A 22,502-nucleotide genomic window follows, 5' to 3' on the forward strand; every position below is an offset into this window, starting at 1 on the left:
GGCGACTGGCTGTCCGAGCTGCTCGACCGCAGGGTGGTGGCCCGATGAGTTCCCTTCTCCACGCCCGCGACGTACGGGTGACCTCGGCGGCGTGCGCGGCGGCGGTGCGTCGGAGGGCCGCCGCCCGTCGTACCGCGGTGGGGCGGCTCCAGGACCGGGATCGGCGGCGGGATGGGCGGCGGCGCGGGCGCCTTCCGCGAGCAGGGTGTCGGCGGGGTAGCCGGCGCCGGCGCCGAGGAGGCGCAGCAGGATCTCCCGGGCGGTGGGGCGGCGGGCGGGGTCTTTGGCCAGGCAGGTGGTGACGATCTCACGCAACGGGCCGGCCAGTGCACCGTCGAGGGGGCCCAGGTCGGGGTCGGCGTGCAGGATCCGGTGCATGACCGCGGGGATGGAGTCCTGCCCGAAGGGGGTGGCCCCGTTCGCCGTGTAGGCGATCGTGCAGGCCCAGGCGAAGACGTCGGCGGCGGGACCGACCGCCTGCCCGGCGATCTGCTCGGGCGCCATGTAGGCGGGGGTGCCCACGACCGCGCTGGACACGGTGCCGGTGGCGTCCAGCGCCCGCGCGATCCCGAAATCGATCACCCGCGGCCCGTCCGTTCCCATGATGACGTTGCCCGGCTTGAAGTCGCGGTGCACCACCCCGGCCTCGTGGATCGCCGCCAGCGCGGTCACCGTCGCGATCGCCAGCCGCTCCAGCGCACCGCCCGTCACCGGCCCGCCCGAGGCGATCACCTCGCCCAGCGACGGCCCCGCGACGAACTCCGACACGATGTAGGGACGATCCCCCGCCACGTCGGCGTCCAGCACCCGCGCCGTGCAGAAGGCCGCCACCCTGCGCGCGTGATCCAGTTCGGCCGCGAACCGCGCCCGCGCCCTGTCGTCTCCGGCGAAGCGCGCGTGCAGCAGTTTCACCGCCACGGGCTCGCCGCTCGGGGTCAGGCCCTGGTAGACGGTCCCCTGGCCGCCCTCACCGAGCAGGCCGACCAGCCGGTAGAGGCCCACCTGCCGCGGATCGTCGGTACGAAGCGCCCGTAAGCCCGCCATGTCCCCCCTCCCCGTATCGGACGGGGCGACACTACCGGAAGTGATCACCGCCGGTCAGGATCAATCGCAGAGCGCCTCATCCGACGCCGCAGGGCCGGCGGGCAGCACGACGCGGAACGCCGTACGGCCGGGACGGCTCTCGACGTCGACGGCGCCGCCGTGGGCGGCCACGACCGCCTTGACGATGGCGAGCCCCAGCCCGCTGCCGCCCGAGGCCCGGGTGCGGGCCTTGTCGGCGCGGACGAACCGCTCGAAGATCTCGCCCTGCAGGTCCTCGGGGATGCCGGGTCCGTCGTCGGTGACGGTCAGCTCCACCGTGTCCGGGCCGGGCACACGCAGGGCCACGGTCACCGTCGTGCCGGACGGGGTGTGCGCGCGGGCGTTGCCCAGCAGGTTGGCCACCACCTGGTGGAGCCGGTCGGGGTCCCCGGGCACGGTGACCGGCTCCTCGGGCAGGTCGAGTCTCCAGCGGTGGTCGGGCCCGTAGGCGCGGGCGTCGCCGGTGGCGTCGATGGCCAGGCGGGTCAGGTCGGCCTCCTCGCGCGCCAGCGGGCGGCCCGCGTCGAGCCGGGTGAGCAGCAGCAGGTCGTCCACGAGCGTGCCCATGCGGGCCGACTCGGCGTCGATTCGCTCCAGGGCGTGCCGTACGGCGCCGGGGACGGCCTCCTCGTCGCGCCGGGCGAGCTGCACATGGGCGCGGACGGTGGCGAGCGGGGTGCGCAGCTCGTGGCCGGCGTCGGCGGCGAAGGTGCGCATCCGCTGCTCGCTCGCGTGGCGGTGGGCGAGGGCGCGCCCCACGTGGCCGAGCATGCGGTTGAACGCCTCCCCCACCTGGCCGATCTCGGTGCGGGGGTCCTCGTCTGGCACCCCTTCGGGCAGCGCCACCTCCCCGTCGGCGAGCGGCAGTCGGGCCACGCGCCGGGCCGTGGCCGCGACGCGGTCCAGCGGGCGCAGCGACAGCCGCACCCAGACGGCCCCGGCGATCCCGGTCACGAGCACGACGACGGCGAACACCCCGATCTCGGCGATCTGCAGGCGCTGGACGGTGGCCCGCACGTCTTTCAGCGGCAGGCCGGTGACGAGCAGCTCCCCGCCGGGGCCGCCGGCGCCCATCACCCGGTAGTCGCCGAGGCCTCCCGACGACAGCTCCACCGTGTGCCCGAGCCCGTCGGCCGGGACGGCGGCCAGCGCCTTCCGGTCCGCCGCCGACAGCACCGGGTCGGCCCGCCCCACCACGGCGGGCGCCCCCACCTGGCCGCCCTGCACGAGCACGCCCAGGGTGCCGGGCGCCTGCCCGCGCGAGTCTCCGCGCCCGCCGTACGGATCGCGCGGATACCCGTGCTCGCGCTCCTCGCGTTCCTCGTGGGCCAGGCTCGCCGCGAACCGCCCGGCCGTCATGGACAGCTGCTGGTCCAGCCGTTCGACCATGAACCGTTCGAGCAGGAGGGACGAGGCCGCCCCGGCCGCCGCGCAGGCGAGCACGAGCAGCACCAGCGTGCCCATCACGAGGCGGGCCCGCAGCGTCGTCGGCATCAGGCGAAGGAGGCGGCGCGCGCCCGGCGCTGTCTGGCCCGGCGCTGTCTGGCCCGGCGCTGTCGTGGTCGTCCGGCGCGGCGCGGCCGTGCGCGGTGAGCCGGTCACGGCGGCGCGCTCACGGCCGCAGGACGTATCCCACGCCCCGCACCGTGTGGATCAGCGGCCTGCGGCCTGCGTCGATCTTCTTGCGCAGGTAGCTGATGTACAGCTCGACCACGTGCGCCTGCCCGCCGAAGTCGTACGACCAGACGCGGTCGAGGATCTGCGCCTTGCTCAGCACACGCCGCGGGTTGCGCATGAGGAAGCGCAGCAGCTCGAACTCGGTCGGCGTGAGCTCGACCAGGTCCCCGTCCCGGGTCACCTCGCGGCCGTCCTCGTCCATCACCAGGTCGCCCACCACCAGCCGGTCGCCCTCGGCGCTGCGCGCCATGCCGGCGCGGCGCAGCAGCCCGCGCAGCCGGGCGAGCACCTCCTCGAGGCTGAACGGCTTGGTCACGTAGTCGTCCCCGCCCGCCGTGATGCCCGCGATGCGGTCCTCCACCGAGTCGCGCGCGGTCAGGAACAGCACGCACACGTCCGGGGCCTCGGCGCGCAAGCGGCGCAGCACCTCCAGCCCGTCGAAGTCCGGCAACATCACGTCCAGCAGCACCGCGTCGGGCTGGAACTCCCGCGCCTCCTCGACGGCCGACGTCCCGTCGCCCGCCGTGCGCACCTCCCATCCCTCGTACTTCAGCACCGCGGCGAGGACCTCGACGAGGTCCGGTTCGTCGTCGACCACGAGGACGCGTACGGGGTTTCCGTCGGGGCGGACCAGGCCGAGCCGGCCGTTCGAAGTCTTACGCATGATGGTTCCAGGGTCCTCCCCGCTCACCGGGCCTCCCCTGTGAGCCGCCTCAGAGAATCCTATGAATGCTCCCCAAATGCCCCGGTTCATAGGAAACCAAGAGGTTCGGTTGGCACGGTGGGTCGCGTGATGACGACGAGGAGACATCCGTGACCACGACATTCCCGGGAACGGCGGTGACGACCGAGCATGCGCATCCACCGCGACGCGGCGTGCGCGCCCGGCCCGAGGCCGTCCTGGCGCTCATCGCCGCGGGCGTGGCCGCGGTCATCGGCATGTGGTGGGCGAACACGCCCGGCGTCGCGGGCCTCGGCGACTGGCTGACGAACGCGGGGCGCATCACCGGGCTGCTCGCCGGATACGCGATCGCCGTGCTGCTGGCGCTGATGGCCCGGGTCCCCGCGCTGGAGCGCGGCGTCGGCTCCGACCGGCTCGCCCGGTGGCACTCGATGGGTGGCCGCTACGTCGTCGGCCTGGCGGTGGCACACATGCTGCTGATCATCTGGGGCTACGCGCTGACCGACCGCACCGACGTGGTGAGCGAGACGGCGACGCTCAACCTCACCTATCCCGACGTGCTGAAGGCCACCGTCGCGCTGCTGCTCCTGGTGGGCGTCGGCGTCGTCTCCGCCCGCAGGATCCGCCCGAAACTGCGCTACGAGACCTGGTTCCACCTGCACTTCTACACCTATCTGGCCGCGTGGCTGGCCTTCGGGCACCAGCTCGCCACGGGCGCGGAGTTCGCCGTGGCCCCGGTCGCCCGCACCTCCTGGTACGTCCTCTACTGGGGCGTCGCGGCGCTGATCGTGTGGTGCCGCTTCCTCACCCCCGTGCGGCTGGCCGTACGGCACCGCCTGAGGGTCTCCCGCGTGGTGCCGGAGGCTCCGGGTGTCGTCTCCGTGTACGTGACCGGGCGGCGCCTGGACCGGCTGCGGGCCGAGCCCGGCCAGTTCTTCCGCTGGCGGTTCCTGACCAGGGACCTGTGGTGGTCTCCCAACCCGTACTCGCTGTCCGCCCCGCCCGGCGCGAGCGAGATGCGGATCACGGTGAAGGACCTGGGCGACCAGAGCCGCTCTCTCGCCGGCCTGCGGCCCGGCACCCGGGTGCTCGCCGAGGGGCCGTACGGCGCGTTCACCGCGAGCGGGCGCCGGGCGCGCAAGGTGCTCCTCGTCGCGGGCGGCGTCGGCATCACGCCGCTGCGCGCGCTGTTCGAGTCGGTGCCGGCCGCCCCCGGCGACCTGACCCTCCTCTACCGCGCGCGCGGCGAACGGGACCTGGTGTTCCGCGCCGAGCTCGAGGAGATCGCCATGGCGCGTGGCGCGACCCTGCACTACTGCGTCGGCCCCCGGGCCGTGATCGGCGACCCGTTCACGCCCGCGACGCTCGCCGGGCTGGTGCCCGATCTGAGCGGTCACGAGGCGTACGTCTGCGGGCCGGCCGAGATGACGAGCGCCGTCACCGCCGCCCTGCGGGCCGCCGGGGTGCCGAAGCGCCGCATCCACCGCGAATCGTTCGAATTCTGATCGTCCTTGATAGGAGTTCCATGCGCAGAGCCATTCTGGCCGTGCTCGCGACCGCCGTCGGTCTCGTGCTGCTGCTGTCCTTCAAACCGCACGAGGTGACCTCGCCGGCCGAGCGTCCGGCCGCCGTCACCCAGGGCGGGGACTCCGGCGACGGCGACCGCGTCCAGGGCGGCGAGCAGGGACCGGCCGACGGATTCTTCGGCCACGACCACGACGAGCCCGGCGGCAGGGACGGCGACGGAGACCGCTTCGGCGAGGGCTCCCCGGACTCCTCAGGCTCCGGATCGGCGTGGACCGGGCAGGGCGCCACCGCGGGCGCCACCAGCGGCGAGAAGACCGTCACCGGCGACTCCGCCGACACCCGCTGGGGCCCCGTGCAGGTGCAGATCGTGATCTCCGGTGGGAAGCTGGCCGGGATCAAGGTGCCGGTGGCCCCCGCCAACAACCGCCGCGACCTCGAGATCAACAACGAGGCGCTGCCGATCCTGAACGAGGAGGCGCTGTCGGCGCAGTCCGCCCAGATCGACACGGTCTCCGGCGCCACCTACACCAGCGACGGGTACATGCGCTCCCTGCAGAGCGCGCTCGACAAGGCCGGGCTGTGACCCGCCACGTCGAGCACGTGATGGGCACCGTCTTCTCCTTCGACGTTCGCCACTCCGGCGGACGCCACGACGAGGCCGGGCCGTACGTCGCGGAGGCGGTGGCATGGCTGCATTACGTCGACGAGGTCTTCTCGACCTACAAGCCGGACAGCCCGGTCAGCCGGCTGGGCCGGGGCGAGATCACGCTGGCCGACTGCCCGCCGGAGGTGGCCGGCATCCTCCGCATGTGCGAATCGGTGAGCGACCGGTCCCGCGGATACTTCACCGCCTACCCCGGGGGCCGGCTCGACCCGTCGGCCATCATCAAGGGATGGGCGGTCGAACGGGCCTCCGCCATGCTGCGCGAGGCGGGCGCGCCGGACCACTGCGTGAACGGCGGCGGGGACGTGCGGCTGTCCGGCGCGGCGGGTCCCGGCCGTCCCTGGCGGGTCGGCGTCGCCCACCCGCTCCGCCCGGGAGACCTGGCCGCCGTGGTGTCGGGCGGCGACCTCGCCGTCGCCACCTCGGGCACCGCGGAGCGCGGGGCGCACGTCATCGACCCCCACACCGGCCGGCCCGCCACCGAGCTGGCCTCGGTGACGGTGATCGGGCCGGACCTCGCCCTCGCCGACGCGTACGCCACCGGCGCCTTCGCCATGGGCGGCGCCGCGCGGGAGTGGGTGGAGGAGCTGGACGGCTACGAGGCCTTCGCCGTCACCGCCACCGGCGCCACCTGGCGGACGTCCGGCCTCTGAGAACACGGCTGAGAACACGACTGAGGGCACGACCGAGCAGAGGCTGAGCACGGCTGAGCAGACGACTGAGAAGACGACGCGCAGGACGCCGCCGGTGGCGGCGATCGGCGTGGCCGGCGGAGCCCGTCGCCTCACCACGCCTTCATGACGCGAGCGCGTGCTTGAGCCGCGTGGCGGCGGCGACGGCGGGCCACAGGCGGGTGGCCAGGTTCCTGGCGAGGATGCCGCCCCGCGTCGCGGGGGCCAGGAGCGCCGACGCCTGCGCGACGTTGCGCTGCTTGGGGTCGACCAGGCGCCGGTGCGCGGCCTCGTACGCGCGGAAGGCCGCGCCGGGATCGCCGGGGTGGGCGGCCAGTGCCTCGGCGAGGGTGAACGCCCCCGCCAGTGCCAGGGTGGAACCGTCCCCGAACAGCGACACGCAGGAGGCGGCGTCGCCGAGGAGCGCCACGCGGCCCTTCCACCAGCGGGGCAGGCGCACCTGGCTGACGGAGTCGAAGTAGAGGTCGCCGGCGGCGCGTACGTGGTCGAGCAGTTCCGGCGCCCGCCAGGACACGTCCGCGAAGGCGTCGATCAGCATCCGCTTGTGCTGCTCGGTGTCGCGGTGGTCGAAGCCGGGCTCCTCCGGGCTCCGGTAGAGGAAGAACGCCCCCGCGGGCCTGGGGTTGACGGCGATCGCCTTGCCGGGCGTGTTGTGCATGAGGATGTCGCGACCGGCCCCGGCCGCCCCGTCGCCGAGCGGCATCGTCGCGACGTACAGGCCCATGTGACGCACGAGCCCGCTCCGCGGCGTCCCCTCCTCCCGGCCGAACGTGAGGCGCCGCGTCACCGAGTGCAGGCCGTCGGCCCCGATCACCAGATCGAAGCGGCGGGGGGCGGCGCGCTCGAAGGTGACGTCCACCCCGTGCTCGTCCTGGCCGAGCGCTGTGATGGAGTCGTCGAAGAGGAACTCGGCGCGGTCGCGGCTCGCCTCGTAGAGGATCGACGCGAGGTCGCCGCGCGGCACCTCGACCTCGCCCGGCCGCTGCACGGCACGCATGTCCATCCGGCCGACCCGCCTGCCCGCCGCGTCGACGAAGCTGACCCCCGTCGTGCCGGTGGCGGCCCCGCGCAGCCGGGGCATGACGCCCATCCGTTCCGCGACCGGGACGGCCGGCCCTCTGACGTCCACCGGGTTGCCGCTGGACCGGAGCTGTCCCCCGCGTTCCACCACCGTGACCTGGAATCCGTGCTCCGCCAGCCAGTAGGCCAGCGTCGGCCCCGCGATCCCGGCCCCCGAGATCAGGGCTGTGCTCATGACGTACCCCCTAACCGGAAGAATTTCCTCCGCATAAGCGACGGTATCCTAAGCGGAGGAAAATCGTCCAGATGGTCGTGAGGTGGCAGTGGAGAAGGGGCTGCGCGCCGACGCGCGCCGCAACCGGGACCTGATCGTCGCCGCGGCCCAGGAGCTGTTTCTGGAGCAGGGCGTCGACGTGCCGCTGGAGGAGGTCGCCCGCCGCGCCGGCGTGGGCGTCGGCACGCTCTACCGCCGCTTCCCCGACCGGGACGCGCTGCTCAGGGCGGTCGGCGAGGAGAGCCTGCGCCGTCTCGTGGACCTGGCGGAGGCGGCCTGGCGCGAGGAGCCGGACGCCTGGCACGCGTTGTGCCGGTTCCTGCGCGGCTCGGTCGCCCTGCGGCTGGGCGTGCTGCCGGCGAAGCTCCACCCGCACCTGCACCAGCGGTTGCGCATCGGCCCCGATCTGCACGAGATGCGGCAGCGGGTGATCGCCGGCGTCCTGCGGATGATCGAACAGGCGCAGGCGGACGGCGCGCTGCGCGCCGACATCGGCCCGGGCGACGTCGCCCTGCTGATGACCCTGAACGTGTACACGCCGCCGGGCATGCACAACGAGCAGGCCATGGGACGCGTGGTGGAGATCATGCTCGACGGCCTGCGCGCCGACACGGGGTCACCCCTCCCCGGAACCCCGCTCGACGAGGAGGACCTGCGCCGCTACACCGCCGTACGGCTCCCGCCCACCGAGTGACGCCCGGGTGACGACGAGCCTCCGGTAGGGGACGCCGGCGCTCTGGGCGACCGGACCTGCAAGCGCCCTGCGGCGGTAGGGTCGCGGCCTGGGGCAGTGGAAGGATGGCCGTCGGCGCGCCGCATAGACGCCGCATAGACGCCGCATAGACGCCGCATAGACAAGGAAACCGCATGACCACTACCGCGCTCATCGTCGGCGACCTGCAGGCGGGCATCGTGGACAACTACCCCTTCGCCGCCGCCGTGCTGCCCGTTGTGGAAAAGGTTGTTTCTGCGGCCAGAGCCGCCGGGATCCCGGTGATCTTCATCCGTTTCGGGCTGCGGGCCTCAGGCCTTGATGTGGCAGCGGGAAACCAGTTGATCAGCGGCCTGCACAGGGCGGGGACGCTGTTTCACGAAGATTCCCCCGAGACGCTCGTGCACCCGCGTATCAAGCCGTTGCCGGATGAGGCCGTCGTTCTCAAGCGCCGGGCCAGCGCCTTCGCGGCGAGCGACCTCGATCGGCTCCTGCGCGCGCAGCACATCGACTCGATCGTGCTGACCGGTGTCGCCACCGGAGCGATGATTGCCGCCACCCTCTACGACGCCTCCGACCGCGACTACCACGTGACCGTGCTCAGCGACGCCTGCGCCGACGGGGAACCGGACGTGCACGACTTCCTGATCAACCGCGTCTTCCCGGCCAGGGGTGCCGACGTCCTTACAGGCCAGGAGTGGATCGCCCGTCTGTGACCCGGCCGAGCCGCCGGCCGCGTGCGCCGGTTCGCCGCCCGGCTGTTCCCGCTGTACGTCGCGCCGCCCGACGGGATGACTCCGAGCAGGACGCGATGATGCCGTGACGATCGCCGGCGACGGCCGGCGACAATGGTCGGCTTCACGGAGCACACCCCCCTGCCCGAGCGGGGCCGCGTCGCGTCGAGGCCGTCCCGCTCCGGCCAGCCGAGCGCGGAGCGTCGTCCACAGGTGCCGACGGGAGCGGATCGGGAGCCCCGTTTCCGCTGCTAGCGTTCCGAATTGGCAGAGGGAGACGGCATGTTCGTGATTCACGCGGCCGGCGACGGTAGGCGGCTCGCACTCAGGGTGAAGGAAACGGCGTGCTCGTGATCCATGTCGCCTGGAACGGCGGAAAACTCGTGCTCTGGGCGGAGGAGACCGACGGCACGCAGCCGCACCCCTCCCCGGCCCGGGCGCGGGACAGGGCTGCCCCGGACGCCTTCACCGCACCGCAGGACCGAACCACGTCACGGGACAGGGTGGCCTCGCGGGACGGGGCCCGTGCCCACCCCTTCGCCGCCCCGGCGAGCACCCTCGCCGCCGAGCTGCCGCGCTGGGGCGACGCCGCGGCCGAGGCGGCGGGCAAGGCCGTGTCCGGCGAGGCGGTGCTGCTGCTGCCGAGTTCGGCGACCAGTCCCCTTCCCTCGCCGGAGACCGGCCTGCGGATCACCGCGCGCCGCCCGAGGATCAGCCCGTGGCGGGTGCCCGCGCTGCTGGTCGAGCCGGGGCCCGCGCTGCGGCTGCTGACAGGGGCGTTCGAGCCGCCTCCCGCCGCCGGGCCGTCCCTGCGCTACCTCGCGGTCGTCGCCGCCCACGCCCGTGACCTGGTGCGGCGCGGCCGGGTGCTACCCCAGCTCGTCGCCGAGGACGGCGGCTACGCGGCGCGCTGGCGGCCGGTGCTGACCGGCGCGCACGCCGACCGCGTCCGCGAGCTCGCCGCCGCCATGCCGCCGGTCTGCCGGGCGGTGGGGCAGGAGCGGCCGTCCGCCCACGTGCTGATCGAGGCGCTGGCGGACCTGGCCGACGCCGCCGTACGGCAGGCGCTGCCGGAGCGGCTGCTCGGCGGACACCGTCCCGGGGCGCGCAGTCCCCTGGCCGACCGGTGGACGGTGGCGCTCACCGGGGACACGGCGGCCCTTCCCGGCGCACGCCGGGAGGAGGCGGAGGCGCTGGCCAGGCCGCTGGAGGACTGGTTCAGGGCGGCCCACCAGCTCGACGGCCCGGTCAAGGTGTGCTTCCGCCTCGTCGAGCCCCTCCTGGCCCAGGAGCAGCCGGCCCACGAGGCGACCGCGAGCCCCGGGATGGCAGCCGACGCCGCGGCCCAGGCGGGGCCGCCGATCCCCTCGGACACTGCGACGCACGCGGACGCCGCAGCCCGGGGGGACGCCGCAGCCGAAGCGGACGCAGGGGCGTGGCGGGTGGAGTTCGCCCTTCAGTCGGCCGAGGACCCGAGCCTCTACGTGCCCGCTCCCCTCGTCTGGGCGGGCGAGAGCATGCCCGGCCTGCCCGGACGGCCGGACGAGGCGCTGCTCGCCGGACTCGGCCGGGCGGCCCGTCTCTACCCGAGGATCGACGACGCGCTCCGAGAGGCCCGGCCGGCGCATGTCGGCCTCGACGTGGAGGGAGCCTTCCACTTCCTCAGGCACGCCGCGCCCCTCCTGCAGTCGGCCGGTTTCGGCGTGCAGCTACCCGCGTGGGCGGGCCGCACCCGGCTCGGCCTGAAGCTCACCACACGGTCCCGCTCCGGACCCGGCGCCGCCGCCGACCAGGGGTTCGGGCTGGCGCAGATCGTGGACTTCCGGGCCGAACTGGCCGTCGGCGACGAGACGATCAGCGAGGCGGAGCTGGCCGAGCTGGCCCGGCTCAAGGTGCCGCTGGTCCGGCTGCGCGGGCAGTGGGTCGAGCTGGACGCCCGGCAGCTCGGGGCCGCGCTGAAGGCGGTGGAGCGCCGCGGCTCCGGTCAGATGACGATCGGCGAGGTCATCCAGGAGGTGGTCCACGGCGGGGACGACGAGCTTCCGCTCGTGGAGGTGGACGCCGACGGCCTGCTCGGCGACCTGTTGTCGGGCGAGGCCGACCGCCGTCTCGAACCCGTCGCGACCCCGGCCGCCTTCCACGGCACGCTGCGGCCCTACCAGGAACGCGGCCTCGCCTGGCTCAGCTTCATGTCCCGGATCGGACTCGGCGGCATCCTCGCGGACGACATGGGCTTGGGCAAAACGGCCCAGACGCTTTCACTCCTCATGAAAGAGCGCGAGTCGGGCGAGCGGGTCGGGGCGACACTGCTGGTGTGCCCGATGTCGCTGCTCAGCAACTGGCAGAAGGAGGCCGCCCGCTTCGCGCCGTCACTGGACGTCTACCTCCATCACGGCACGGGCCGCCTGCGCGACGGGGAACTGGCCGAGCGGGTCGGCGCGGCCGACCTCGTCCTCACGACGTACGGCACGGCGTTGCGCGACCGCGACGCCCTGGCCCGGTTCACCTGGGCCCGGGTCGTCTGCGACGAGGCCCAGGCCATCAAGAACGCCGCCGCCCGGCAGGCCCAGGCGGTGCGCTCGCTCCCGGCGGGGACGAGGCTGGCGCTGACCGGCACCCCGGTGGAGAACCACCTGGCCGAACTGTGGTCGATCATGGAGTTCTGCAACCCCGGCCTGCTCGGATCGGCGAGGGCCTTCCGCGACCGCTACCAGGAGCCGATCGAACGGCGGGGCGACGAGACGGCCACAACCGCGCTCAAGCGGGCCACCGGCCCGTTCGTGCTCCGGCGCCTCAAGACCGACAAGGCGATCATCTCCGACCTGCCGGACAAGATGGAGATGAAGGTCTGGTGCACGCTCACCCCTGAGCAGGCGAGCCTCTACCAGGCCGTGGTCGAGGACATGATGGACAGGATCGCCGGCAGCGAGGGCATCGAGCGGCGCGGGAACGTCCTGGCCGCGATGACCAGGCTCAAGCAGGTCTGCAACCACCCCGCCCACCTGCTCAAGGACGGCTCCCGGCTGGCCGGCCGGTCGGGGAAGCTGGCCCGGCTGGAGGAGCTGGCCGAGGAGATCCTCAGCGAGGGCGACAAGGCGCTGGTCTTCACCCAGTACGCCGAGTTCGGCTCGATGCTGCAGCCCTACCTGGCGGCGCGTCTCGACCGCTCGGTCCTGTGGCTGCACGGCGGGCTGCCGAAGAAGACGCGCGACGCGCTGGTCGAGCGGTTCCAGACCGAGGACGAGCCCATGATCTTCCTGCTGTCGCTCAAGGCCGCAGGCACCGGTCTCAACCTCACCGCCGCCAACCACGTCGTGCACGTGGACCGGTGGTGGAACCCGGCCGTGGAGAACCAGGCGACCGACCGGGCGTTCCGGATCGGCCAGACCCGCAACGTGCAGGTCAGGAAGTTCATCTGCGCGGGGACCCTGGAGGAGCGGATCGACGAGATGATCGAGCGCAAGAAGGCCCTGGCCGAAAGCGTCGTCGGGACGGGCGAGGACTGGATCGCCGGGCTGTCCACGGCGGAGCTGCGCGAGCTGTTCCGCCTGTCCCCCGAGGCGGTGAGCTGAATGCCGGTCGGGCGGGACGGCTGGTTCGAGGCCGCGCGGCCCATCAGGGTCGAGGGCGGCATCAAGGCCCGCTCGCAGCGGGGGTCGATCGGCGAGCAATGGTGGTCGCGGCGGTTCATCGACATCCTGGAGCGCGTCTGCGACGCGGGCAGGCTGAGCCGGGGCCGTGCGTACGCGCGGCGGGGCCAGGTGCTCGACCTCGACCTCGGTCCCGGCCTGGTGAAGGCCCGGGTGCAGGGCTCGCGCCCGGATCCGTACGACGTGAGCGTGCGGATCACGGCCTACGGCGCGGACGAATGGGCGGGGCTGGTCGGGGCGCTGGCCGCGCAGGCCCTCCACCGGGCCAAGCTGCTCGCCGGCGAGATGCCGCCGGAGATCGAGGACGTCTTCTCCGGGTGCGGGCTGCCGCTGTTCCCCGATGAGCGCGGCCTGGACATGACCTGCTCCTGCCCCGACTGGGGCTTCCCGTGCAAGCACCTGTCGGCCGTGCTGTACCTGCTGGCCGAGGCGTTCGACGATGATCCGTTCCTGGTGCTGGCCTGGCGCGGCATGGGCAGGGAGGCGCTGCTCGACGCGCTCCGCGCCACCGGCGGCGGTGTTCACGCCGGCCTCGTGCAGGGTGGCCTCGTGCAGGGTGGCCTCGTGCAGGGTGGCCTCGTGCAGGGTGGGCCCGACGGCATACCCGGGCTTCTCGACGTGGCCGACGTCCCGTTCGCCGAGCGGATCGGCGACTTCTACGAGTCCGGCGCCTCACCGGCCCGCCTCGGCCCGCCGGCCGGCCCCGGGGCGCCTCCCGACCTGCTGCTGCGCGCGCTGGACCCGCCGCAGGTCAAGGCCAGGCACATCCCGCTCCTCGATCTGCTGCGGCCCGCGTACCGGACCCTCGCGGCAGAGGAGAACGAGGAGGCCGAGTAGGGATCAGGTGTCCTCGAAGCTCTGCGGGACCATCACCCGGACGCCGTTCGGGATGGTCCTGAGCACGAGCGGGGTGCGCAGCCGCACCTCGCCGTCGATGTCGGCCGCCATCGGCGGGTCGGTCTCCAGCAGCATCTCCTGGCCGGTCACGAACGGCCCGCCCGCGAGGCTGGTCCACTTGCCGGTGGTCGCCCGCACGAGGGTCTCCCCGAGCAGGCGCAGCCGCTTGCCGGAGCCGAGCTGGTAGGCCACCAGCTTGCGGTTGTCGATGCTGACGTCCCTGGCGATCTGCCAGCCGCCGTGGAAGCGGCCGTTGGCGATGTTGAGCTGGTGGGTCAGCAGCTCGTGGCGCTTGCCGTCCACCGTGATGTAGGCGCGGAACGGCCGGTGCCTCGGCAGGATCGTGATCGCGGTCAGCGGGTAGGCCGCCCGGCCGAGCATCCGCTTGAGCCACGGCTTGACGGTGCCCGCCACCTCGACCGAGACGCCGAAGCTCGCGAGGTTGGCGAAGGGCCGGTCGCCGCAGATGCCGAGGTCGATGTCGGCCACCTTGCCCTTGGTGAACACGCCGACCGCCCCGGCCAGGTCGAGCGGCAGGCCGAGGCTGCGGGCGAAGTTGTTGGTGGTGCCGAGCGGCAGCACGCCGAGGGCGACGTCGCGGCCCGCCACGTGCCTGACCGAGCTGCTCAGCGTGCCGTCGCCGCCGCCGACGACGAGCAGGTCGGGGCCGGAGTCGAGCGCGCGAGTCAGGATGTCGCGCAGCCGCGAGGGGTCGGTCACGGGGTGGACGCCGGTGAGCCGGAAGTCCCGCTCCTTCAGCAGCCGCAGTACCTCGGCGTAGTGGCGGCGGCCTCGCCGGGACTTGGTGTTCACGACGACGGCGGCCCTCCGCTCCCGGTGGATGGCCGCCGTGTGATCCGCCTTGCTCCGCACGCTCACATGCTAGGGGCCGCACGGCGCGGGCGCGCATTCCGCGCAGGCCGCGCATGCCTGTGCCCGGCCGCCGTCCGGAGCGGACGGCGGCCGGGCACGGGGACCACCTGCTCTACGAGCCGGCGGCGGTTACTTCTTGGCGGGGGTGATCTGGACGATCGCACCCATGTTGGCCGGCAGCGGGCTGATCAGCTTGATCTGCACGCCGAGCTGCTTGCCCTCGTCGCCGGGGTTGCCGGTGCCGAGGATCGCGCCGCCGATGTCGGTGCCGTACAGCTCCGTCGCCGGGGTGCCGTCCGCGTGGACGATCCTGGTCGAGTACGGCTGGTTGTCCTTGGACGGGACGACCGCCGAGGAGTCACGCTGGCGGTAGTAGAGGCTGCCGTCGTCGTGAATCTCCAGGCCGGGGTACCAACCCTTGGCGTCCGTGAACGTCTTCACCGCGGCCTGCTTGCCGAACGAGGTGCAGTACTCGGTGAACGGCTCGCCCTCGACGCACTCCTTGAACGGGTAGGTGCCGACGAAGTTGAACGCCGCGTTGGACGACTGCGGACGGGACTGCAGGTTCTTCAGCACGCTCGGGTCGTGCGCGGCCGCCTCACCCGTACGGCGCAGCGGCTCGAAGTGCGAGTCCACGATGAGCAGCTCGCCCTTCGGGCCCACCGACGGCAGGTCGAACGTGCGGCCCGAGACGTCGTTGTTGGCCACGGAGGTGTCGCGGTACCAGACGAGCAGGCCCGGTGCGTTGTACTTGACCTTCTCGACCTTCCACGCGCCGTCGCGCAGCCAGGTCGAGTCGTAGGCGTACTGCAGGCCCTTGTCGAACCCGTCGAAGTTGCGCCACTCGGCCAGGTAGTACTGCGCGGCCTGCTCCTGACCGGAGTGGATGACCCAGCCGGCGCCGCTGGTGTCGGTGAACGTGCCCTTGGTGGCCGTCCACCCGTTGGCGCCGCCCTCGACGTCGTCGGTCCAGACCGCGGTGGCGCCGTTGTTCAGCGAGAAGTCGTCGTTGAACCAGCCGCGCTGCACGGACGCCGCGTCGGTGGCGTAGCGCAGGCGGATCTGGACGGACTTGCCCGCGAACGGCGCGAGGTCGACGTACAGGTGGTGCCAGCCGCCGCTCTCACCGGTGAGGCCGTACTTCTTGTTGCCGTAGTCCTTCAGGCGGCCGTTGGGGTCGGTGTAGTCGTCGCCGGTGCTGGCGAGGCTGCCGTCCTCGTTGTAGATCTTCTGCTCGGTCCAGGTGGCGCCGCCGTCGGCGGAGATCTCGAAGAAGCCGTAGTCCCAGTCGGCCTCGATGCCCCAGTCGCTCCACCACCAGAACTTCGCGTCAGGCCCGGCCGGAACGTCGACGGTCCTGCTCAGCTTGTTGTCGGCCCAGTCCTGGTCGCTGTTGGACCACCACAGGTTCGACCCGCTGTGCGGGGTGGACATGATGTTCAGCTTGTCCGGCAGGTTGATCCGGACGCCGTCCTCGGTGCCCTTCGGCGTACGCGAGGTCTGGCCGACCGCCACGAGCTGGTCCCTGCCGCCCGGCTCGATGACCTTCGGGTTGGCCCAGCCGAGCACCCACTTGTCCCACAGGCCCATGTGCGTGGGCAGGGACTGGAAGATCGGCCCGGAGTGCGAGCCGCTCGACATCAGGTCCCAGAAGTCGACGTCGGAGTCGCCCTCGCCTGTGGTGTCGTACAGGTCCGGCAGGCCGAGGTCGTGGCCGTACTCGTGGGCGAACACGCCCACCCCGGCGTCCTCGGGCTGGAGGATGTAGTTGGAGATCTTCACGCTCGTGCCCGGGACCGTGTAGCCGCCGGCCACGTCGCTGGAGTGGGCCCACAGGGCCATCGTGCCCTCGGCGCCGCCGCCGCCCGACTTGTCCTCGCCGGCGTGGATCAGCACGAGGTGGTCGACGACGCCGTCGGGCTCGTCGTAGTTGCCGTCGCCGTCGGCGTCGGAGGTGTCCTCCACGTCGTAGTCCGCCCACGGGAAGTTCGGGTTCGACTTCACGAGCGAGTCGACCGCGTCGACCGCCAGCTGGGCGGCGCCGCGCGGGTTGTCCGGGTGGCCGGTCATGTCCTGCGGGTAGGTGTGGCACTTGCCCGCGCCGTACCACGCCTCGGAGTGCGGGACCTTGATCCAGCCGACGGCCTCACCGGTGACGGTGTAGGCGCCCTTCGACATCTCCTCGTACATGTTCTTCATGGTGGAGCCGGAGATGTCGATGCCCTTCTTGCCGTCCCGGGGGTCGGTCAGGTCCGGGCGGACCCGGGTCGTGATCCCCTTGGAGGTGTAGAGCATGTTGTTGTAGTGGGCGGTGTTGAAGTCGGCCACCCACATGGAGTTGTTGTCCTTGCCCCCACCGCCGGCGGTCGCGGGGTTGGGGATCTTGTTGTGCAGCGGGCCGTTCAGCTTGGTGCCCGGCGGCTCGGTCACGCAGTCGTCGACGTCGTCGATCGTCTTCGGGTGCGACCAGCCGGAGAAGTCGTCGTTGGCCTGGTCGTTGAACTCGACCAGCAGCGTGAGGAGCTTGGCGGTCCGGGTCGTCTTCGCCTTCTTGTAGATGAAGTCGAAGGGGTTCTTCCCGGTCCTGATCGCCTGCTTCTCGTTCTTGGCCAGCACACGTGCCGCGACCGGGTTGCCGCTCGCGAACTTGTGGTCGACGGCCTGCGCCAGGGCCGCGGTGCGCTTGGCGCCCTTGGCCGGGACCTTCTCCTCGGTCGTGGTGAAGTCGCCCTGCACGCGCGGCGGCGCGTAGTTGATGTAGTGGTCCTTGGCGGAGGGCTGGTAGCCCGCCGTGGGCGCCGCAGCCGCACCGGCCGCCGCCAGACCTCCTGCCGCCAGCCCGAGCGCGGGCACGATCGCGGCGAGACGCCGGATTCTCTTGGACAACGAGATCCCTTCCCGTCCGGGTTCCCCGGACACCCATGCACGGCGCGCCGGGATGAGCGCGCATGCGGGACCTTAAACGAGGGGGTAAAGGGCGGGTAAAGAGGCAACCGGCATGGTTGTCAAAATGTGATCTGTGCCGAAAACCGTTAATAATTCCGGATCGCACCCGATACCGAACTGTGCCGTAAAGTCCAAACGTGAACGAGCTGACCTGTGCGCTCGCCGCGGCGCTGCCGGACGGGCGAGTCCTCACCGACCCTGACGTCGTCGACTCGTACGCCAGAGACCGCACGTTCGTGCCGCCGGGCAGGGCCCTCGGCGTGGTGCTCGCGCAGTCGCGCGACGACGTCGTGGCCACGATGCGCTGGGCGAGCGAGCACCGCGTGCCGGTGGTCCCGCGCGGCGCGGGCACCGGGCTCGCCGGCGGGGCGACGGCCGTCGACGGCTGCGTCGTGCTGTCCCTCGCGCGGATGACCGCGATCCGCGAGCTGTCGCCGCAGGACGAGATCGCGGTCGTGGAGCCCGGCGTCATCACCGCCGACCTCGACCGGGCGGCCCGCGAGCACGGCCTGATGTACGCCCCCGACCCCTCGTCGTACGAGATCTCGACCATCGGCGGCAACCTGGCGACCAACGCGGGGGGCCTGCGGTGCGTGAAGTACGGCGTGACCCGCGACTCCACGCTCGGGCTCGAGGTCGTGCTGGCCGACGGGCGGGTGCTGAACACCGGCCGCCGGACGATGAAGGGCGTGACCGGCTACGACCTGACCGGCCTGTTCGTCGGCTCGGAGGGCACGCTCGGCGTGATCACGGCCGCGACGGTGCGGCTGCGGCGGGCGCCGCGCGAGATGGCCACGGTCGCCGCCGAGTTCACCTCGCTGCGCGACGCCGCGGCGGCCGTGTCGGCGATCGTCGCCGCGGGCTGTCAGCCGTCGATGCTCGAACTCATGGACCGCACGACCCTGAAGGCCATCGACGACTGGAAGAACATCGGGCTGGAGCCGTCCACCAAGGCGATGCTCATCGCCCAGGCGGAGGGCTCGGCGGACGAGATGGCCGCGCTGTGCGGCGCGGCGTCGTTCGTCGCGGTCTCCTCCACACCGGAGGAGGCCGCCGAGCTCATCGGCATCAGGCGCCTGGCCTACCAGGCCAAGGAGCGGCTGGGCCAGTGCCTGGTGGAGGACGTGTGCGTGCCCCGCTCGGTGCTGCCCGAGATGATCACCACGATCGAGGAGGTCGCGGCCCGGCACGGCGTGATGATCGCGACGGTCGCCCACGCGGGGGACGGCAACGTGCACCCGGTGTTCGTGTTCGACCGCGGCCTCGCCGAGCCGCCGGAGGAGGTGTGGACCGCGGCCGACGAGGTCTTCCGCGCCGCGCTCGACCTCGGCGGGACGCTCACCGGCGAGCACGGCGTGGGCCTGCTGAAGAAGCGCTGGCTCGGCCTGGAGACCGGCCCGGTGGCCGCCGAGCTGCACCAGGGCATCAAGCAGGTGTTCGACCCGCTGAACATCCTCAACCCCGGTAAGGCGATCTGACCACTGGTAGCGTTTGGTCCCATTGTCAGGTTGTAGGGGTAATCGGGGGCGATGGTGGCGTTAGAGGCTGGGGATCCCGAGCGCCTGGGCCCGTTCACGCTCGTCGACCGGCTCGGGGAGGGCGGCCAGGGGGTCGTCTTCCTCGGCCGCGGACCGGCGGGCGAGCAGGTCGCGGTCAAGTTGCTGCACACCCGGCTGACGGCCGATCCCGAGGCGCGGGAGCGGTTCCTGCGCGAGGTCGCGCTGGCGCAGCGGGTCGCGCCCTTCTGCACGGCCCCCGTCCTGTACGCCGACCTCGCCGGCAACCAGCCGTTCATCGTCAGCGAGTTCGTGTCCGGGCCGTCGCTGCGGCAGCTCGTCGACCGGGAGGGGCCGCGCCGGGGCGCCGCGCTCGAGCGGCTCGCCATCAGCACGGCGACGGCGCTGGCCGCCATCCACCGGGCGGGCATCACCCATCGCGACTTCAAGCCGGCCAACGTCCTGATGGGCCCCGAGGGCCCGGTCGTCATCGACTTCGGGGTGGCCAGGGCGCCCGACTCGCCCCAGTCCACCGCGACCGGCGCGTCCATCGGCACGCCCGCCTACCTTGCTCCCGAGGTGCTCTCCGGCGGCACGGCGGGCGCGTCCGCCGACATGTTCGCGTGGGGCGTCACGATGGTGTTCGCCGCCACCGGCAGGCCCGCCTTCGGAGCGGACTCGATCCCCTCGGTGATCACCCGGATCCTGCACGCGCAGCCCGACCTGGGCGACCTCGCGGCGCCCCTTCGGGACATCGTCGCCGCGTGCCTGTCGAAGGACCCCGCGCTGCGTCCCTCCGCCGAGGACGTGGTCGCGCGGCTCACCGGGCAGCCCACCATGCCCGTACGGCCCGCAGCCGCACCGCAGGCGCCAGGGCCGCATGGACCACAGACGCCCGCACCGGGACCGCACGGGCCGCAGGGCGCCGGAGCGCCCACGCCGCCCGCACCGCCAGTACGGCGCGGGCCCGGCCCCGACGGGACCAGGCCCCGGCGGCCGGTGCTGACGTGGACGGCGGCCGGGATCGGGGTGTCGGTCCTCGCGGCGGCGGCCTTCCTCGTGCCGACGTGGGTGTCCGCCCAGCAGATCTCCTCGGAGGACGCCCTCGGCCCCACCGCGTCGCCCACCGCGTCGCCCACGGTGACGCAGTCCCAGGACGACGAGGTGCCCATCCCGCAGCCGTCCGACCTGGCCACCACCCCCGTGCGGCCGAAAGACAAGAAGCCCTCGCCGCGTCCCTCGGCACACCGGCCGAGCGTGGGCGCGAAGCCGGCCGCCTCCCCCGCGCGCACCCGCCAGGCGCACCCGTCGCCCTCCCACTCGGTCCCGATCCAGGTCAAGCCCAGTCCCAAGGTCACCACGCCGGCGCAGACCACCCCGGCGCCCGCGAAGACCACCCCGGCGCCGGCGAAGACCACGGCGGCGCCCAAGCCCAGCGCGACGGCGAAGGCCACCCCGACGCAGACCGCGGCGCCCAAGCCCAACCCGTACACCGCCAAGGGCGTGTGCGGCAGCGGCTACGCCGTCGTCGACTCGCACTCCTACGGGCAGGCGACGACGTACCTGCTCTACAACACGTCCAACGGCTACAACTGCGTGATCACCATGGCGAAGTACGTCGTGCCCGGAAAGATCAAGATGAGCGCGGTGCTCAAGGTCCAGAACGGCTCGTCGAAGACCGACTCCGGCAGCTACACAACCTACGCCGGGCCGATCCGGCTGCCGGCCAAGGGCAAGTGCGTCATCTGGGGCGGCGGCTACGGCACCGCCGCCTGGAGCAGCGCATGGTCACACTGTGGCTGATAGGGAAAGCACCGGGGCTGATTCGAAAAGGTGCCGGAGCTGATTCGAACGGGGCCGGACCCGGCTCGTTGACGTGACGGCGGCTCACCACGGAGGATCATCACGTGACAGAACTCGGTTCGGTGGTGCCATGACGGTGCTCGTGAGCCGGCTGGACACCTCCAGCGGCGAGTACGGCACGCGGCGCGAGGCCATGCTGGCGAAGCTCGCCGAGCTCGAGGCCGAGCACGCCAAGGCCGTCGCCGGAGGTGGGCCCAAGTACGTCGAACGGCACCGGGAGCGCGGCAAGCTGCTCCCCCGCGAGCGGATCGAACTGCTCGTCGACCCCGACTCGCCGTTCCTGGAGCTGTCCCCGCTGGCGGCCTGGGGCACCGAGTATCCCGTCGGCGCGAGCGTCGTGACCGGCATCGGGGTGATCGAGGGCGTCGAGTGCGTCGTCACGGCCAGCGACCCGACCGTGCGCGGCGGAGCGTCCAACCCCTGGACGCTGCGCAAGACGCTGCGCGCCGCCGAGATCGCGCTGCGCAACCGCATGCCGTACGTGAACCTGGTGGAGTCGGGCGGCGCGGACCTGCCGTCCCAGAAGGACATCTTCATCCCCGGCGGCCAGGTCTTCCGCGACCTGACCCGGCTGTCGGCCGAGGGCGTCCCGACGATCGCGCTGGTCTTCGGCAACGCCACCGCGGGCGGCGCGTACGTGCCGGGCCTGAGCGACCACGTCGTCATGGTGCGGGAGCGGGCCAAGGTGTTCCTCGGCGGCCCGCCCCTGGTGAAGATGGCCACCGGCGAGGAGTCCGACGACGAGTCGCTGGGCGGCGCGGAGATGCACGCGCGGGCCTCCGGGCTGGCCGACCACCTCGCCGCCGACGAGCACGACGCGCTGCGGATCGGCCGCCGCATCGTGCGGCGGCTCAACTGGCGCAAGGCCCGGAACGTTCCCTCCTCCGGCCACGCGGCTCCGCTGTACGACGAGGACGAGCTGCTGGGGATCGTGCCGGAGGATCTGAAGGTCCCCTTCGACCCCCGCGAAGTCCTGGCCCGGGTGGTGGACGGCAGCGACTTCGACGAGTTCAAGCCGCTCTACGGGCCGAGCCTGGTCACCGGGTGGGCGAGCGTCCACGGCCACCCGGTCGGGGTCCTCGCCAACGCCAGCGGCGTGCTGTTCGGCGCGGAGTCGCAGAAGGCCGCCCAGTTCATCCAGCTCGCGAACCAGTCGCGTACGCCACTGGTCTTCCTGCAGAACACCACGGGGTACATGGTCGGCAGGGAGTACGAGCAGAGCGGCATCGTCAAGCACGGCGCGCTGATGATCAACGCGGTGGCCAACTCGACCGTGCCGCACATCACGATCGTCATGGGCGCCTCCTACGGCGCGGGCAACTACGGCATGTGCGGGCGGGCCTACGACCCCCGCTTCCTGTTCAGCTGGCCGAGCGCGAAGTCGGCCGTCATGGGGCCCGCCCAGCTCGCGGGCGTCCTGTCGATCGTGGGCCGGGCGGCGGCCGAGGCGCGGGGGCAGGTCTACGACGAGGAGGCCGACGCGGCGATGCGCGCGGCGGTCGAGGCGCAGATCGAGTCGGAGTCGGCGGCGTTCTTCCTGTCCGGCCGCCTGTACGACGACGGGGTCATCGACCCCCGCGACACCCGTACGGTGCTCGGGCTGTGCCTGTCGGCGGTGGCGGGAGCGCCGGACGCCGGCCGGGCCGGCTACGGCGTCTTCCGGATGTGACCGGCATGCTCATCGGCGCCGTACTCGGCAGCGTGTCCATGCA

16 protein-coding genes are annotated in these 22,502 nt (G+C 72.7%); 10 read left to right on the top strand and 6 right to left on the bottom strand.

What is annotated here, in order from left to right:
- The 3 genes from ABZ860_RS23325 to ABZ860_RS23335 form a co-directional block, all read right to left on the bottom strand.
- On the bottom strand, window positions 1–1,044 hold a 1,044-nt coding region (locus tag ABZ860_RS23325), incomplete at its 3' end, for a serine/threonine-protein kinase (RefSeq protein WP_357223573.1).
- 60 nt (window positions 1,045–1,104) lie between these two features.
- A complete protein-coding gene (locus tag ABZ860_RS23330; protein ID WP_357223576.1) occupies window positions 1,105–2,577 on the bottom strand; it encodes a HAMP domain-containing sensor histidine kinase in 1,473 nt (490 codons plus the stop codon).
- Window positions 2,578–2,695: 118 nt separating this feature from the next.
- The gene (locus ABZ860_RS23335) at window positions 2,696–3,424 is read right to left on the bottom strand and encodes a response regulator transcription factor (RefSeq protein ID WP_357223579.1); all 729 of its coding nucleotides are present in this window, start codon (window positions 3,422–3,424) and stop codon (window positions 2,696–2,698) included.
- A gap of 149 nt (window positions 3,425–3,573) precedes the next feature.
- Between ABZ860_RS23335 and ABZ860_RS23340 the strand changes: the two genes are divergently transcribed.
- Genes ABZ860_RS23340 through ABZ860_RS23350 form a run of 3 tightly spaced genes read left to right on the top strand, consistent with a single transcriptional unit; the run spans window position 3,574 to window position 6,286 of the window.
- Window positions 3,574–4,947 carry a ferredoxin reductase family protein gene (locus tag ABZ860_RS23340; protein ID WP_357223582.1) on the top strand — a complete coding sequence of 458 codons (1,374 nt, stop codon included), beginning with the start codon at window positions 3,574–3,576 and terminating at the stop codon, window positions 4,945–4,947.
- Between the two features lie 20 nt (window positions 4,948–4,967).
- The gene (locus tag ABZ860_RS23345) at window positions 4,968–5,552 is read left to right on the top strand and encodes an FMN-binding protein (protein ID WP_357223584.1); all 585 of its coding nucleotides are present in this window, start codon (window positions 4,968–4,970) and stop codon (window positions 5,550–5,552) included.
- A complete protein-coding gene (locus tag ABZ860_RS23350) occupies window positions 5,549–6,286 on the top strand; it encodes an FAD:protein FMN transferase (protein ID WP_357223586.1) in 738 nt (245 codons plus the stop codon). The genes ABZ860_RS23345 and ABZ860_RS23350 overlap by 4 nt, the downstream gene beginning before the upstream one ends.
- A 142-nt stretch (window positions 6,287–6,428) precedes the next feature.
- On the opposite strand, the gene ABZ860_RS23355 is transcribed toward ABZ860_RS23350, so the two are convergent.
- Window positions 6,429–7,580 carry an FAD-dependent monooxygenase gene (locus ABZ860_RS23355; RefSeq protein ID WP_357223589.1) on the bottom strand — a complete coding sequence of 384 codons (1,152 nt, stop codon included), beginning with the start codon at window positions 7,578–7,580 and terminating at the stop codon, window positions 6,429–6,431.
- Between the two features lie 82 nt (window positions 7,581–7,662).
- Between ABZ860_RS23355 and ABZ860_RS23360 the strand changes: the two genes are divergently transcribed.
- From ABZ860_RS23360 to ABZ860_RS23375, 4 genes are all read left to right on the top strand, one after another.
- Window positions 7,663–8,313, top strand: a complete 651-nt coding sequence (locus tag ABZ860_RS23360; RefSeq protein WP_357223592.1) for a TetR/AcrR family transcriptional regulator — start codon at window positions 7,663–7,665, stop codon at window positions 8,311–8,313.
- Window positions 8,314–8,486: 173 nt separating this feature from the next.
- The gene (locus tag ABZ860_RS23365; protein ID WP_357223593.1) at window positions 8,487–9,047 is read left to right on the top strand and encodes a cysteine hydrolase; all 561 of its coding nucleotides are present in this window, start codon (window positions 8,487–8,489) and stop codon (window positions 9,045–9,047) included.
- 362 nt (window positions 9,048–9,409) lie between these two features.
- The gene (locus ABZ860_RS23370) at window positions 9,410–12,637 is read left to right on the top strand and encodes a DEAD/DEAH box helicase (protein ID WP_357223596.1); all 3,228 of its coding nucleotides are present in this window, start codon (window positions 9,410–9,412) and stop codon (window positions 12,635–12,637) included.
- Complete coding sequence (locus tag ABZ860_RS23375; RefSeq protein WP_357223599.1) at window positions 12,638–13,552, top strand: SWIM zinc finger family protein; 915 nt, start codon at window positions 12,638–12,640, stop codon at window positions 13,550–13,552.
- A gap of 3 nt (window positions 13,553–13,555) precedes the next feature.
- On the opposite strand, the gene ABZ860_RS23380 is transcribed toward ABZ860_RS23375, so the two are convergent.
- Together ABZ860_RS23380 and ABZ860_RS23385 are read right to left on the bottom strand one after the other, a co-directional pair.
- Window positions 13,556–14,485: a YegS/Rv2252/BmrU family lipid kinase gene (locus tag ABZ860_RS23380; protein ID WP_357223602.1), complete on the bottom strand. Its 930-nt coding sequence runs from the start codon at window positions 14,483–14,485 to the stop codon at window positions 13,556–13,558.
- Between the two features lie 129 nt (window positions 14,486–14,614).
- On the bottom strand, window positions 14,615–17,371 hold the full coding sequence (locus tag ABZ860_RS23385) for an immune inhibitor A domain-containing protein (protein WP_357223604.1): 2,757 nt from the start codon (window positions 17,369–17,371) through the stop codon (window positions 14,615–14,617).
- A gap of 197 nt (window positions 17,372–17,568) precedes the next feature.
- Between ABZ860_RS23385 and ABZ860_RS23390 the strand changes: the two genes are divergently transcribed.
- The 3 genes from ABZ860_RS23390 to ABZ860_RS23400 all read left to right on the top strand — a co-directional run bounded on the left by ABZ860_RS23390 (window position 17,569) and on the right by ABZ860_RS23400 (window position 22,459).
- Window positions 17,569–18,909 carry an FAD-linked oxidase C-terminal domain-containing protein gene (locus ABZ860_RS23390; protein WP_357223607.1) on the top strand — a complete coding sequence of 447 codons (1,341 nt, stop codon included), beginning with the start codon at window positions 17,569–17,571 and terminating at the stop codon, window positions 18,907–18,909.
- 51 nt (window positions 18,910–18,960) lie between these two features.
- Entirely contained in the window at window positions 18,961–20,730 is a 1,770-nt protein-coding gene (locus ABZ860_RS23395) for a protein kinase (protein WP_357223610.1), read from the top strand.
- Window positions 20,731–20,860: 130 nt separating this feature from the next.
- Window positions 20,861–22,459 (top strand): carboxyl transferase domain-containing protein, encoded by a 1,599-nt coding sequence (locus ABZ860_RS23400; protein WP_357223613.1) that lies wholly within the window; start codon window positions 20,861–20,863, stop codon window positions 22,457–22,459.
- Window positions 22,460–22,502: the final 43 nt, after the last annotated feature.

The organism is Microbispora sp. NPDC046973, from assembly GCF_040644495.1.
Taxonomy (GTDB): domain Bacteria; phylum Actinomycetota; class Actinomycetes; order Streptosporangiales; family Streptosporangiaceae; genus Microbispora.